This window comes from Gordonia sp. 852002-51296_SCH5728562-b, assembly GCF_001665475.1.
GTDB lineage: Bacteria > Actinomycetota > Actinomycetes > Mycobacteriales > Mycobacteriaceae > Gordonia > Gordonia sputi.
On sequence record NZ_LZMI01000104.1, the window covers coordinates 1 to 13,731 of the forward strand.

General features: G+C 66.3%; 12 protein-coding genes and 1 riboswitch. Of the genes, 5 read left to right on the forward strand and 7 right to left on the reverse strand.

From position 1 onward, the window contains the following. Positions 1-269 precede the first annotated feature (269 nt). From A5766_RS17730 to A5766_RS17740, 3 genes are all read right to left on the reverse strand, one after another. Positions 270-1,073: a thiazole synthase gene (locus A5766_RS17730; RefSeq protein ID WP_064905736.1), complete on the reverse strand. Its 804-nt coding sequence runs from the start codon at positions 1,071-1,073 to the stop codon at positions 270-272. A 1-nt stretch (position 1,074) separates the two neighbouring features. Further along, a complete protein-coding gene (thiS, locus tag A5766_RS17735; protein ID WP_064861630.1) occupies positions 1,075-1,272 on the reverse strand; it encodes a sulfur carrier protein ThiS in 198 nt (65 codons plus the stop codon). After that, a complete protein-coding gene (locus A5766_RS17740; protein WP_064905758.1) occupies positions 1,269-2,390 on the reverse strand; it encodes an FAD-dependent oxidoreductase in 1,122 nt (373 codons plus the stop codon). Before A5766_RS17740 ends, thiS begins: the two co-directional genes overlap by 4 nt. Then, positions 2,387-2,498: riboswitch (TPP riboswitch) on the reverse strand. (Overlaps the previous gene by 4 nt.) Before the next feature lie 73 nt (positions 2,499-2,571). Between A5766_RS17740 and thiE the strand changes: the two genes are divergently transcribed. Together thiE and A5766_RS17750 are read left to right on the forward strand one after the other, a co-directional pair. Next, positions 2,572-3,282, forward strand: a complete 711-nt coding sequence (thiE, locus tag A5766_RS17745; protein WP_064861629.1) for a thiamine phosphate synthase — start codon at positions 2,572-2,574, stop codon at positions 3,280-3,282. A 310-nt stretch (positions 3,283-3,592) separates the two neighbouring features. Continuing rightward, positions 3,593-3,976, forward strand: coding sequence for a hypothetical protein (locus A5766_RS17750; protein WP_064861637.1), 384 nt, complete (start codon positions 3,593-3,595; stop codon positions 3,974-3,976). A gap of 27 nt (positions 3,977-4,003) precedes the next feature. On the opposite strand, the gene A5766_RS17755 is transcribed toward A5766_RS17750, so the two are convergent. Next, positions 4,004-4,483, reverse strand: a complete 480-nt coding sequence (locus A5766_RS17755; RefSeq protein WP_064861628.1) for an NUDIX hydrolase — start codon at positions 4,481-4,483, stop codon at positions 4,004-4,006. A 229-nt stretch (positions 4,484-4,712) separates the two neighbouring features. Here A5766_RS17755 and A5766_RS17760 point away from each other — a divergent pair, with 229 nt between their 5' ends. Genes A5766_RS17760 through A5766_RS17770 form a run of 3 tightly spaced genes read left to right on the forward strand, consistent with a single transcriptional unit; the run spans position 4,713 to position 9,672 of the window. Beyond that, a complete protein-coding gene (locus tag A5766_RS17760; RefSeq protein WP_064905738.1) occupies positions 4,713-6,155 on the forward strand; it encodes a hypothetical protein in 1,443 nt (480 codons plus the stop codon). Beyond that, on the forward strand, positions 6,152-7,153 hold the full coding sequence (locus A5766_RS17765; protein WP_005209092.1) for a glutamate ABC transporter substrate-binding protein: 1,002 nt from the start codon (positions 6,152-6,154) through the stop codon (positions 7,151-7,153). The genes A5766_RS17760 and A5766_RS17765 overlap by 4 nt, the downstream gene beginning before the upstream one ends. Positions 7,154-7,164: 11 nt before the next feature. Then, a complete protein-coding gene (locus tag A5766_RS17770) occupies positions 7,165-9,672 on the forward strand; it encodes a serine/threonine-protein kinase (RefSeq protein ID WP_064905740.1) in 2,508 nt (835 codons plus the stop codon). A gap of 58 nt (positions 9,673-9,730) precedes the next feature. Here the strand turns inward: A5766_RS17770 and A5766_RS17775 are convergent, their stop codons facing one another. From A5766_RS17775 to A5766_RS17785, 3 genes are read right to left on the reverse strand one after another with little or no spacing between them, the layout of a single operon-like run. Beyond that, positions 9,731-10,948, reverse strand: coding sequence for an acetate kinase (locus tag A5766_RS17775; protein ID WP_064905741.1), 1,218 nt, complete (start codon positions 10,946-10,948; stop codon positions 9,731-9,733). Beyond that, positions 10,945-13,047 (reverse strand): phosphate acetyltransferase, encoded by a 2,103-nt coding sequence (gene pta / locus A5766_RS17780; protein WP_156527506.1) that lies wholly within the window; start codon positions 13,045-13,047, stop codon positions 10,945-10,947. Before pta ends, A5766_RS17775 begins: the two co-directional genes overlap by 4 nt. A 53-nt stretch (positions 13,048-13,100) precedes the next feature. Then, on the reverse strand, positions 13,101-13,649 hold the full coding sequence (locus A5766_RS17785) for a TetR/AcrR family transcriptional regulator (protein WP_064861622.1): 549 nt from the start codon (positions 13,647-13,649) through the stop codon (positions 13,101-13,103). Between the last annotated feature and the right edge of the window lie 82 nt (positions 13,650-13,731).

Genomic DNA, 13,731 nt, shown 5'->3' on the forward strand with positions numbered 1-13,731 from the left:
AGCAGACCTCACCGCCTGGGACACCAACCAAAACAACCACGCCCACACCACTTGACGGACTATAGGAACGTCCACCGGCCAGTGATTTCGACTCGGCAACTCGCTCCGCTCGCGGCCGGCTCAATCAGCGGAAAAGGCCCACCCGCTCGTCGAGCTGAACCCCGCTGGTCCAGCTGTCCCCGCTGGTCGAGCGCTATCCGCCGGTCGAGCTTGTCGAGACCCGCTGGTGATTTCGACTCGGCAGCTCGCTGCGCTCGCGGCCGGCTCAATCAGCGGAGAGGGACCACCCGGCCCGGCGACGAGGCCTGCGCCCAGAAGCGCGTCGGGATGCGGCCCGCGCCGGCGGCGAGGCGGCCCGCCATCACCGCGTGGCGCATCGCGTTCGCCATGCGCTCTGGGTCGTCGGCGCGGGTCACGGCCGACGCGAGCAGCACGCCGCCGCAACCGAGTTCCATCGCCCGTGCGGCGTCGCTTGCGGTCCCGATGCCGGCGTCGAGGATGATCGGCACCTGCGCCGATTCGACGATCATCTCGATGTTGTGGGGATTGGAGATCCCGAGACCGGTTCCGATCGGCGACCCGAGCGGCATCACGGCGGCGACGCCGAGGTCGGCGAGTCGTGCCGCGAGCACCGGGTCGTCGTTGGTGTAGACGAGCACCGTGAAGCCGTCGTCCACGAGTCGTCGTGCGGCGTCGACGAGTTCGATGGGGTCGGGTAGCAACGTGCGGTCGTCGGCGACCACCTCGAGTTTCACCCACGACGTTTCGACGGCTTCGCGGGCGAGTTGCGCCGTCAGCACCGCCTCCGCAGCGGTGTGACACCCGGCGGTGTTGGGTAGCACGTCGATCTTCAAGCGCCGCAACAGATCCAGCACCCCGGTCGTCGATCCCGCGTCGATCCGTCTCATCGCGACGGTCGTCAGTTCGGTGCCCGAGGCGACGAGTGCCCGCTCGAGTACCGCGAGGTTCGCCGCACCACCGGTACCCATGATGAGTCGGGAACCGAAGCAGCGGTCGGCAATTCGCAGTCCGCCCGAATCCTGTGTCGACGTGTCGGTTGCTGCTGAAACCATCTCAACCACCCTGCACAGCCGTGACGACTTCGATGACGGCGTCGGGCGGAACAACCGTGTCCCATCGTCCACGCGGTACCACTGCCCCGTCGACAGCGACCGCGACGCCACGGTCGGGCAGTCCGAGACCTCGGACGAGCGCGTCGACGGTCGGCTGCGCGTCCCACTCGTGACGCTCTCCGTTCACAGTGAAACTCACCGTGCCTCCTCGTATCCGTACACGTCATCTTCGCGACTGACTTCTTGCTGAACATCGTTGTGCTGCAACAGTTCCAGGACCCGCTGCGCGGTGTATGGCGCGAGGACGATCCCGTTGCGGCCATGCCCCGCCGCAACCACCACTCGCTCGTCGATACGACGGATCAGCGGCAGCCCGTCTGCCGAGCACGGGCGATATCCCACACCGACTTCGGCGAGTGTGTAGCTCGCGAGTCCCGGCATCACCGTGAGCGCATCGTCGAGCAGGTCGCGAACGCCCGCAACCTCTGCGCCCGGCTCGTCGGATTCGTATTGTGTTGCGCCGACGACGATTCCGTCCGCCCGGGGCACCAGGTACACCGTGCGGCCGTCGACTCTGGCACGCACGACGTGACTCGGTGGCGGCACCGACCAGCGTGTGCGAGACAACCGCAGGATCTCGCCCTTCGCGACGTGTATGCGCGCGCCGCACCAGAGCTGCGGCACGCCGGCCCCGGCCGCCAGCAGCACCTGCCGACCCGCGACGTCGTCGAGGTCGGTGATCGTGTCGTTCCGCAGGTGCGCGCCGGCATCCCGCAGTGCACCGCGGAGCCGGGCGAGCAGCAGGCGATTGTCGACGGCACCCTCGCCCAGTGCGACGAACCCGCCGCGCAGTCTCGAGGTCAGCGCGCCCTCCAACTCGCGGATGGCCGCGGGGCCGATCGCTCGGATCTCACGCCCGGCACCCAGCGCCGGCGCCCAGACCTTTTCGGCCAGACGCGTGAGGTCTTCGAGATCGGTTGCCGTCGTCGCAACGAACAGGGAGTCGGCAGCCGTCGCGATCGTCTCACGGGTGTCTTCTACACCGGAACCCTCTACGGCGTCGTCGCCGAGGCGTGCCAGCAGCGACGGCCACTGCGCGACCGATGTCGACGTCGCGGCAAGCAGCGCTTCCTCGCCCGGCAGCCCCTCGCCGAGCGAGCCGAGCATGCCGCCCGCGACGTGTGAGGCCCGCTGCTGAGGTCCGGCGTCGTAAACCACCACTCGCATGCCCGCGTCCGCCGCTGCGAGTGCGCTGGTCAGTCCGATGACTCCGCCGCCGACGACAGCGAGGTCGGGGGTGTCGATTGCAACAGTCAACTTCTCGAGATCCTTCCTTCGCCGGCATGACCCGGATCAGGTACGACGGTCAGCGGGGGCGTCCCGCACTCTCAGCCCGCCGATCCGCGGGCTCCCGTGTCTGTCGAATCCACCTTACTGCTGCGCCTGCTTCCCCCTGACCCCTGCTTCCCCCCTTGCCCCTGCTTCCGCCACAGCACGCATGGCTACGCTGGCGATCGTGACCGCCCACCACGCACGCGCCAAGCGACTGGAGTCCGCGACCCTCTATCTCTGCACCGACGCCCGACGCGAACGCGGCGACCTGGCCGAGTTCGTCGACGCTGCGCTCGCAGGCGGCGTCGACATCGTGCAGTTGCGCGACAAGGGATCTGCGGGCGAAAACCGCTTCGGAGCACTCGAGGCGCGTGAGGAATTGGAGATCCTCGCCGTGCTGCGCGAGATCACTCAGTCGCGCGGTGCCCTGCTCGCCGTCAACGACCGCGCCGACATCGCGACGCTCGCCGGGGCCGACGTCCTGCATGTGGGTCAGGATGACCTTCCGCCTGCCGCGGCGCGTCGGATCGTCGGCAAGAATGTGCTCGTCGGTAAGTCGACCCACGATGTCGATCAGGCCGCCGCGGCCGAAGCCGACCCCGACGTCGACTATTTCTGTGTCGGCCCGTGCTGGCCCACGCCGACCAAGCCGGGGCGTCCGGCACCCGGTCTCGACCTGGTGCGTGACGTCGCGGCGAACGAATCCGCCGAGAACCCGCACCGCCGCAAGCCGTGGTTTGCGATCGGCGGCGTCGACGCCGAACGACTCCCGCAGGTCACCGAGGCCGGCGCGCGGCGGATTGTCGTCGTGCGTGCGATCACGTCGGCGTCGGACCCGTCTGCCGCAGCCTCTCAGTTGCGAGCCGGACTCACCTGACACGCCCCTGGGAGTACACGCAGGCGAAACCCACTTGCGTCACCTGGGGTGCGCAGCGATAAAGTGAACGTCACCATGTTGTGCGCACCGAGCCTCCTCGTAGTTCGCCGCAGCGGGGTCTAGCTTCGACCGACCCCCCGCTGCGGGGTCGTCGTGCGCTCGTCGGTCATCGAATCTTCGACCGAAATGACCTTCAGCGATGCACAACCTTCACTTTTCTGCACCATGCTGTGACAGCAATGGCGCAGATCCTCTCTGGCAGCGGACCGGCCATGCACTCCCCAACGGAATCCGTCAGGAGGCAGCCGGCATGACCTGGCAGCAATTCGTCGACGAGTACACAACCAACGGTGCGATCCGACTCGGGTCGTGGACCGTCGCCCCAGCACCCGGCGACATGGTCGAATGCCGAGCAACCATCGCCTACGACGACCGGATCATGTCGATGACCGCGACGGCGGCCGGACCGGTCGGCGCGATGACCTCAATCCTCCACGACCTGGGAGTTTCTGTTCAGATCGTTCGGCTGCACCAGCGTCGACTCGATGATCGAAACGTCTCGTTCCTGCTGTGCGAACACGATCGTCGGCAGTGCTGGGCGACGGGCGACGGCGACACCACTGCCGACGCGAACATCAACGCACTCATCGCGGGGGCCAACCGGCTGCTCGCGGGCAGCGACCTGTACTCCTGAAACCCCGGATCTCTCAGACTCCTGAGTTCAATTCGTGGAGTCCAGCGTCGCGATGCGCTCACGAAGTCCCGGCCACGCGCTGCCGAAGGCGGGATGCAGTGGCAGCGTCGCCACATGCGCCTCGGGTACCCACCGCAGTTCCGCTGATTCTCCGTTGGCCGTGGTGATGACCGGGTGTTGCGCGTCGGCGATCACCGTCGTGTAGGTCCAGCCGCCGACCGTCCGGTGCGTGACCAGCGCGGCCACCACGGACACATCGTCGGGGGCGATGCCCGCTTCCTCGCCCGCTTCGCGGATCGCGGTGTCGACGGCACTCTCGTGCGAGTCGCGTGCGCCGCCGGGCAGACCCCAGGTGCCACCCTGATGCGACCATGCCGCGCGGTGTTGGAGAAGTATCCCGATCTCACCGTCGGGAAGCGGCGCCCGCAGCAGCAATCCTGCCGCGCCATGCAGCCCCCAGTACCTCGCACCGTCGTCGAGAACCCAACCGTCACCGTCGCCGCGCACTGCGCCTCCTGCTCGTCCCCGCACCCTGGAATGCTCTCCGAAAGCCCCGTGCCTCCAACTTAGGTGAACTCCGATCGCGGTGACACTCGCTCACCCCGACTCGCACTCGCTGCACCCCCGCACCATGGGCGTCGCGGACTAGGGTGGAAACGGACTCGACGTGGCGTGCGACATACCCAGAGAGAGCAGGTAACACTCGCTACAGACCGATGCAGAGGGGAGTGAGACGGTGACCGGCGATGCATCCCCCGTGCGGGCTGTGCTGACCCGCGCAGGGCGGACCGTACGCCCGGCCACGACGTCACCCCCGCTTCGCGAGGTACTCAGCGATCGACGTGAATTGGTCGCGTCGGCACGTGCGGCAGCGCAATCACCGTTCTCCTCCGTGCGGCACTATGCCAAGACGACACCCGGGAAGCTGATCCTGGTGTGCTTCGTCGTCGCGGTCACCGCACTCGGAACCGGATGGTATGCGTCGACGACGCTGAACAACCGCACTCACCAGTTGCAGACGATCATCGACCGCTCCGAACCGTTGTCGGAGGCGGCTCAGGTTCTCTACAGTTCGCTCTCGATCGCCGACGCCGCGGCCAACTCGGCGTTCATCTCCGGCGGGCCCGAGAACCCGCAGCTGCGGCAGCGATACTCCGACGCGTTGGCGACGGCGTCGTCGTCACTGCTGGTGACCGCGGGTAGCGACACCGGTCCCGGCGCGGATGCGACTGCGGAAGCCAGGGCACTGAATTCCGACCTCGAGGTTCTCACCACGACCATCCCCGTCTACAGCGGATTGGTCGAGACCGCGCGCACCAACAATCGGTTGGGTAATCCGGTCGGATCGGCGTATCTCGGTCAGGCGTCGGCGCTCATGCAGGACCGGATTCTGCCCGCGGCGCAGCGGGTATACGAGCGTCGCTCGCTTGCCATTGCCGATCCGCAGAGTGCACTGACAACGCCGCCGTGGGGGGTGTACGCCGCGCTGCTGATCCTGGCGATCATGCTGATCGGGACATCGCGCTACCTGGCACGACGCACCCGACGCCGCTTCAACGTCGGGATCGTGGCAGCACTGGTCGCGATCATCGGTGGACTGATCTGGCTGCTCACGTCGGGGCTGCTGTCGGTGGCGGCAACCAGTTCCGCCAAGGACGACGGCGCGACGCCGCTGCGTGAACTGACCGAGGCCCGCATCCTCACCCAGCAGGCACGTTCGGCCGAGACCCTGTCGCTACTACGACGCGGCGATCAGTCCGGCCTGCAGGACACGTTCGAGCAGGCGACCACCCGGATCGGCATGGTGTTGGACACCCTCGACAGAGACGGCGGGTCGTCGGGGTCGTTGAGCAGCGACCAGATCACGTCGCTGCGTGCCGCGCTCGACCAATGGAAGAAGACCGACGCGCAGGTGCGTGACGCGATGACCTCCGGAGACTTCACGCAGGCGCGGGCCATGACCGTTGGTTCGTCGCCGCAAAGCTCCGAGACCAGCTACAACGCCGTCGACTCCGCCCTGGTGAACGCGATCACGACCACACGGACGTCGTTCCGCGACGACATCAACACCGCGCAGCGGGTTTTGGGCTTCACCGGAAACGGCATTCTCGCGTTGTCGATCTTCGCGACCGTCGCGCTGATCCTGGGGATGATCCCGCGTATCCGGGAGTACCGATGACAGCGCGCACCAGAGCCTCGGCGAGGACAGTGATCGCGTTCGTCGCGATCGCGCTGGGCGTCGTGCTGCTTGCGGGGTGCCTCAGCTTTCCGGCACCCGAGTCGCCGGGACCGAGTGCGACCGCGCAGACACCCGAGCCGCTCGGGGCGAACTTCGACGTCGCCAAGGAAGCGCCACCGAACTCGTCGTCGTGTGACGCGACGCAGAGCTTGCGGCCGGCGGCAGAACAACCTCAACCCGCGCAGATGCCGCCGGGCAGCACCATGGACGCGATCTTCCGTCGCGGCAGACTGATCGTCGGCACCGACATCGGTTCCAACCTGTTCAGTTTCCGCGACCCGATCACGGGCGATATCCAGGGATTCGACGTCGACCTCGCACACGAGATCTCCCGCGCGATCTTCAACGACCCCAACCGCATCGAGTTCCGGGTACTGAGTTCGGGCGAGCGCATGGACGCCCTGCGCAATCAAGAGGTCGACGTCGTCGTGAAGACGATGAGCATCACGTGCGATCGCCTACGCGAGATCAGCTTCTCGTCGCCGTATTACGTTGCATCCCAACGCATTCTGTCGCTACGCGGATCAGGTATCACCGGGCCGGAACAACTCGCCGACAAGCGGGTGTGCGCGGCGCGGGGCACCACGTCGATCGGCCGCATGCAGCAGATCGAACCCCATGCGAAGATGGTCACCACCACGACCTGGGCCGATTGCCTTGTCATGCTGCAGCAGTCACAGGTCGACGCCGTGAGCACCGACGACGCTGTTCTTGCCGGTCTGGCGACTCAGGATCCGTGGGCACAGGTCGTCGGGCCGAGCCTCGGTCAGGAGAACTACGGAGTCGGCATGCCCGTCGGACACGACGACATGGTGCGCTTCGTCAACGGCACCATCGCCGAGATTCGCGCGTCCGGCCGGTGGCAGGAGATGTACGACAAGTGGCTGTCCATCCTCGGGCCCGGATACGGACCGCCCCAACCCACGTACCGCGATTGAGGCGACGCGAGATGCCACGAAGTGACAAGCACAGCGCAACGCCGGCCGCGGAAGTCGAGCGTGACGCCACCACCGACGCGACCAACGGCAGCGCCGACCGTGCCGATCTCGACGTCGGAACCCAACGTGCCGATCTCGCCGACCTCGACGTCGGGACCCAGCGTGCCGATCTGGCGGCCCTCGACGTCGGCACGCAGCGGGCGGATTTCGCTGCGACGCAGGCGACTCCGAGCATCGGGATGCGCGACGAGTCGACGGGTCCGGTCACTCCTGCACGTGCACTCGATCCCAACGAAGCGCTGGTCTCGGTCGGGCAGACGCGCAGACTCGTGCCGCGTCGTCGGCCGCGAGTGCACGACCGTCGACTCGGCTCGGGGCTCGTCGAACTGCCCAAGGTCACCGACACCGAGCCGCAGGACGCGGTGCTCGATTCTCCGGTCATCGCCGAGGGCAAGCGCAACTGCTGGCGCTGCGGACGCCCCGTCGGCCGCTCGTCGGGAGCCGGTGCAGGCGCACTGACCGGGGAGTGTCCCCACTGTGGTGCGCGCTATTCGTTCGTTCCGGGACTCGCGAAGGGCATGCTCGTCGCGGGCCAGTACGAGATCGCCGGCGCCATCGCCCACGGTGGACTCGGCTGGATCTACCTCGCGATCGACCGCAACGTCTCCGACCGACCCGTCGTCCTCAAGGGTCTGCTCAACTCGTCGGACTCCGAAGCACAGCAGGTCGCTCTGGCCGAGCGACAGTTCCTCGCCTCGGTGAACCATCCCGGCATCGTTAAGATCTACAACTTCGTCGAGCACGTCACCGACTTCGGCGAGCGGTTCGGCTACATCGTGATGGAGTACATCGGCGGCCGAACACTCAAGCAGATCACCGGCGAGGGTGATGAGGGCAACGGAGCCGGCTCCGACCACCTGCTGACCGTCGAACAGGCCATCGCGTACATGCTCGAGGTGCTTCCCGCTGTCGGGTATCTGCATTCGGTCGGGCTGGTCTACAACGACGTCAAACCCGACAACATCATGGTCGGCAGCGATGAGGTGAAGCTCATCGACCTCGGCGCCGTCTCGCCGGTCAACGGCTACGGACATCTGTACGGCACACCGGGTTTCCAGGCCCCGGAGATCGTGCAGACCGGCCCGCAGGTCGTCACAGACATCTACAGCATCGGACGCACCCTTGCGGCGCTGACCGTCGACATGCCGATGAGCGACGGCCGGTACGTCGACGGTCTACCCGACCCCGACGACACCCCGGTGTTTCGCGACAATCCGTCGTTCTACAAGCTCTTGCAACGTGCGACGGCACCCGATCCCGACGACCGCTTCTCTTCCGCGGAGGAGATGACGACGCAGTTGCTCAACGTGCTGCGCGAGACCGTCGCCGTGCACACCGGTGTGCCACGGCCATCGCTGTCGACGGTGTTCACGCCGCAGCGTTCGACGTTCGGCACCGAGTTGATGCTCGCCCCCGTCGACGGCTTCTTCGATCCCGACCTCGCGGCCTTCTACGACCCGGTCGACATGGCACGCGCGCTGCCGGTGCCACTCGTCGATCCTACCGATCCCGCTGCGGGACTACTCAATTCGGCGGCGCTGAGCGATCCGAGGCAGACACTCGACTCCATCCACGCGGCACGGGCGGAGGGATTCCGCTCGCTGCTCGGACAGCCGACGTCTGCGGCGCATCCGTCGCTGGAGATCGATCTCGCGGAGGCGCGGGCGCACCTCGAACTCGACGACGTCGACACAGCGCTCGAGTTGCTGCGCGATGTGTCTGTGCAACACGGGGATTCGTGGCGCGTGCAGTGGTACATGGGAATCTGCTCGCTGATGAACGATGAGCCCGAACTGGCGTACGGCTGGTTCGACGCCGTGCTGCAGGCGATGCCGGGCGAGGTGGCCCCGAAGCTCGCGGTTGCGGGTACCGCCGAGCTCATCGGCCGTTGGCTCTCGGACGAATCCGATCCGTCCGAGGGTTCCGTCGACCGCATCACCGACATGTATCACGTTGCGGCACAGAACTATCACGACCTCTGGCTGACCGACCACAGCATCGTCACGGCAGCGTTCGGAATGGCGCGCCTCGCCGTTGCCCGCGGCGATTACGACGCAGCGATCGAGCCCCTCGACGAGGTACCCGCGACGAGCCGACATTTCAACACCGCACGCGCGACGGCGGTCATCGCCCTCGTACACGGACGCGACCCGGCGCAGGTGCGCAAGGATCAGCTCGTCGAGGCGGCCAAGCGTATGGAGGCCATGCCCGACAGCGAGCCGCGCAAGCAGCGGCTACAACTGATCGTTCTCGGCACCGCACTCGGCTGGGTGCACAACCACCCCGACGACACGGGAGAACCCGCGTGGCTCTTGGGTTTTCCATTCACCGAGCAGGGCCTGCGCACCGGAACCGAGAGGTCGCTTCGCCACCTCGCGCGGCAGACGCGCACCAACCGCGACCACCGGTTCCTTCTCGTCGACCTCGCGAACTACGTGCGGCCCTGGTCGCTGTTTTAACTCAGCCGCTGTTTTGACTCAGCCGCTGTTGTAACTCAGTCCTGTTGTGACTCAGTCGCTACTCGGGCTGCTCGCCGCGGGCGACGGCTGAGGCCTGGCGGGCGATGGCCAGCTCTTCGTTGGTCGGTACGACCAGCACGTCGATCGCGCTCGAGTCGGCTGAGATGCGTCGAGCCTGCTTGTTACGCACGGAGTTTCGCTCGTCGTCGATGACGATCCCGTAATTCTCCAGACCGGCCAGCGCGTCGCGTCGCACGTTGTCGGCGTTCTCGCCGACACCCGCGGTAAAGGTGATCGCGTCGACCTTGCCCAGTTCGATCATGTACGCCCCGATGTAGCGGCGCAGGCGGTGAATGTAGACCTTATACGCACGCTTGGCGTTCTCGTCGCCGCTGTCCATCCGCGAGGTGATGGTGCGAAAGTCGTTGTCCCCACACAAACCCTTGAGTCCGGAGTTCTTGTTGAGCAGGGTGTCGAGTTGATCGTTGGAGAGCTTGGCGACGCGACTCAGGTGCAGCAGTACGCCCGGATCGATGTCGCCGCTTCGGGTGCCCATCACCAAACCTTCCAGCGGCGTCATACCCATGCTGGTGTCGATCGGTTCGCCGTGTGCGATCGCCGACGCCGACGCACCGTTACCCAGGTGCAGCACGATCTGGTTCAGATTCGCATAGTCGCGACCGAGGAACTCCGCGGCCTTGCCCGAGACGTACTGATGACTCGTACCGTGAAAGCCGTAGCGCCGCACCGCATGTAGGTGTGCGACCCCACGGTCGATGGCGTACGTTGCGGCCTCGTCTGGCAGGTCGTGGAAGAACGCGGTGTCGAATACGGCGACCGACGGGACGTCGGGAAGTTTCTTTCGTGCCACCTCGATACCCGCGAGGTTCGCCTTGTTGTGCAGGGGCGCAAGGGTGGAGATCCGCGAGATCTCCGACACCACCTCATCGGTGACGAGCGTCGGGTGGAAGAAGCTACGGCCACCGTGCACGACTCGGTGTCCGACGGCGCTGAGACCCGCCGTCGCGAGATCGGTTCCCGACTCCGTGAACATCTCCGACGCCGCGTCGAGTGCGGCCGAGATGTCGTGCAGCGGCTCGGTGCGCGTCGACTTCTCGCCGTTCTGCTCGTGGGTTATCGACGACTCGTCCTCACCGATCCGCTCGGCTATCCCCTCGGCGATGACCTCTGCCGTGTCCGGGTGTAGCAGTTGATATTTCAACGACGACGACCCGGCGTTGAGCACCAACACTGCACCTTCGGTGGATGAACTCATCGGCCTGACTCCTGTGCGTCGATGTTCTGGGCCTGGATGGCGGTGATGGCGACGGTGTTCACGATGTCGGAGACCAGCGCGCCACGGGAGAGGTCGTTGATGGGGCGTCGAAGTCCCTGCAGCACAGGGCCGATCGCGACAGCACCCGCACTGCGCTGAACGGCCTTGTAAGTGTTGTTGCCGGTATTGAGGTCGGGGAAGATCAGTACCGTCGCCCGGCCTGCGACCTCGGAGTCGGGCATCTTGGTCGCCGCGACGCTCGGCTCAACCGCGGCGTCGTACTGGATGGGACCCTCGACGGAGAGCTCCGGAGCCCGTTCGTGGACGAGATCCGTTGCGACGCGCACCTTGTCGACGTCGGCGCCGGTACCCGAGCGCCCCGTCGAGTAGGAGAGCATCGCAACTCGCGGGGAGATACCGAACGCGGATGCCGTTGCGGCGGAGGAGATCGCGATGTCGGCGAGCTCGGTGGCGGTCGGATCGGGCACGATGGCGCAGTCGCCGTAGGTGAGCACCTTGTCGGGAAGGCACATGAAGAAGACGCTCGAGACCGTCGAGACCCCCGGGACCGTCTTGATGATCTCGAACGCCGGCCGGATCGTGTGCGCGGTGGTATGCGCTGCGCCGGAGACCATTCCGTCGGCGCGGCCCGTATGCACGAGCATCGTGCCGAAGTACGAGACGTCGCGCATCCGCTCCTGGGCGTGCTCGAAATCCATGCCCTTGTGCTTGCGGAGTTCTGCGTAGGTGTGCGCGAATTCGTCTGTCAGCTCGGAGTTGTCGGGATCGATGAGTTCGACGCCGTCGAGGTCGACTCCGAGGTCGCTCGCGCGGGCCGTCACCGATTCGGGGTTGCCGAGGATGATCAGTTCCACGACTCCGCGGCGTAGCAATTGCCCTGCGGCACGCAGGATTCGGTCGTCGCTGCCCTCGGGAAGCACGATGCGCTTGAGATCCGACCGCGCGCGGGTGATCAACCCGTACTCGAACATCTGCGGGGTGACGACCTCCGACGGCTTGACGTCGAGCACCTTGATCAGTTCCTCGGGCTCCACGTACTGCTCCATGAGTCCGAGCGCCGCGTCGATCTTGCGAGCCGATCCGATCGCGATGCGTCCGCGGGTGTCGGCGGCGATGCGTGCGGTGTCGTAGGTGCCCTGTTCACAGGTGATGACCGGAAGCTTGGACTTCAATCCGCTGACGAGAGCGTCGATCATCGGATGCGGTTTGAGACCGCCATTGAGGATGATGCCGGTCAGTCGCGGAAAGCCTTGCGCGGCATTGGCATTCACCAACGAGAGCAGGACGTCGGAGCGATCGGCCGGGGTGATCACCACCATGCCCTCGGTGAGTCGCTCGAGGATGTGCTCCGCGGTCATGCCGCCGACCATCACCCGAAGTGCTTCGCGGTCGAGGAGTTCCGGGTCGCCGCTGTACATCTCGGCGCCCAACGACTTCTTGAGCTCGGCCATCGTCGGCGCGAAGAGCACGGGCAGCTCCGGCAGACACCAGCACGGAACGTCGAGTTTGGCCAGTGCGGCACCGATATCGTTCATGTGCTCGGGATCGCAGCGGTTGGCGACGATGGCGGCGGTGGTCGCGTGCATCGCGGCGATCTCGGTGCGCAGGTGCTCGGCGAGGTCGCGCACCTCGGTGGGTGTGCGGTCGAGTGCCTTGAGCGCCAGGATGATCGGCGCCGAGAGGTTGGCCGCGATACGTGCGTTGTACGTGAGCTCCGACGGGTTGCCGACGTCGGTGTAGTCCGAACCGACGATGACGACGGCGTCGCACTGCGATTCGACGGCGTGGAAGCGCGCGACGATGTCGGCGATGGAGCCGCTCGGGTCTGCGTGTACCTGGTCGTAGGTGACGCCGATGGCTTCGTCGTAGCTGATGTCCGCCGAGGTGTGTTCGAGCAGGAGGTCGAGGAGGTAGTCACGCTCGCCGTGAGCGGCCCGAGAGATGGGTCGGAACACGCCGACCCTGCCGCCGGTTGCCGTCAGGAGCGACAGCACACCGAGCGCCACCGCTGATTTTCCGGTCTCCGCTTCCGCGGACACGATGTAGATCTTCGTTGCGCTCACAGCGTCGGGCGACATAGTGGTCAGCGTAGTTGGTGCCACCACTGAGCGTCGCGGGTGAGGTGGCCCGGTCAGGTGACGATTGCCCGAACGATCAGGTCGGCGATCTGTTCATCGGTGAGGCTGCTGTCGGGAACCAGCATCAGCGAGTAGATGATGCGGACCATGAACTCGGCGGCGCCGCGCGCATCGGGCGACAGTTCGGCCTGCACCTGGGGCGCGACGTCGGGCAGCGTGGCGTCGACGATCTTCTCGATCAGGTCGGGTCCGTTGTCGTCGTTGGTCGCGACCAGCGCGCGCACGATCTCCTCCGGTTCCTGACGGAGGACGTACTGCAGCGCCTCATGCTCGCGGATGTGGGGCAGCACGCCGAGCACCTGTGCCCGCACCTTGCCCGCGGCGTCGGGGGCGGTGTCGGACCATTCGCGTAGTTTCACGCGCAGCAGCGCGATCTCGCGGTCGAGCATGGCAGCGACGAGCGCGTCACGTCCGCCGAACATGCGGTAAGCCGTCGCCCGAGCCACGCCGGCGTGACGGGCCACAGACGTCAGGCTGAGCGCCTTCGCGCCGAAGCGCGACACCAGCCCGACGCCCACATCGACAAGACGATCCGATTCCATGCTTGAAAGTTAGCGAATCGGGCAGACGTCGGCGCAGGGTACCGGTCACTTTCGCTGCGCGGTGAAGTGCGCGAGGTCGTAT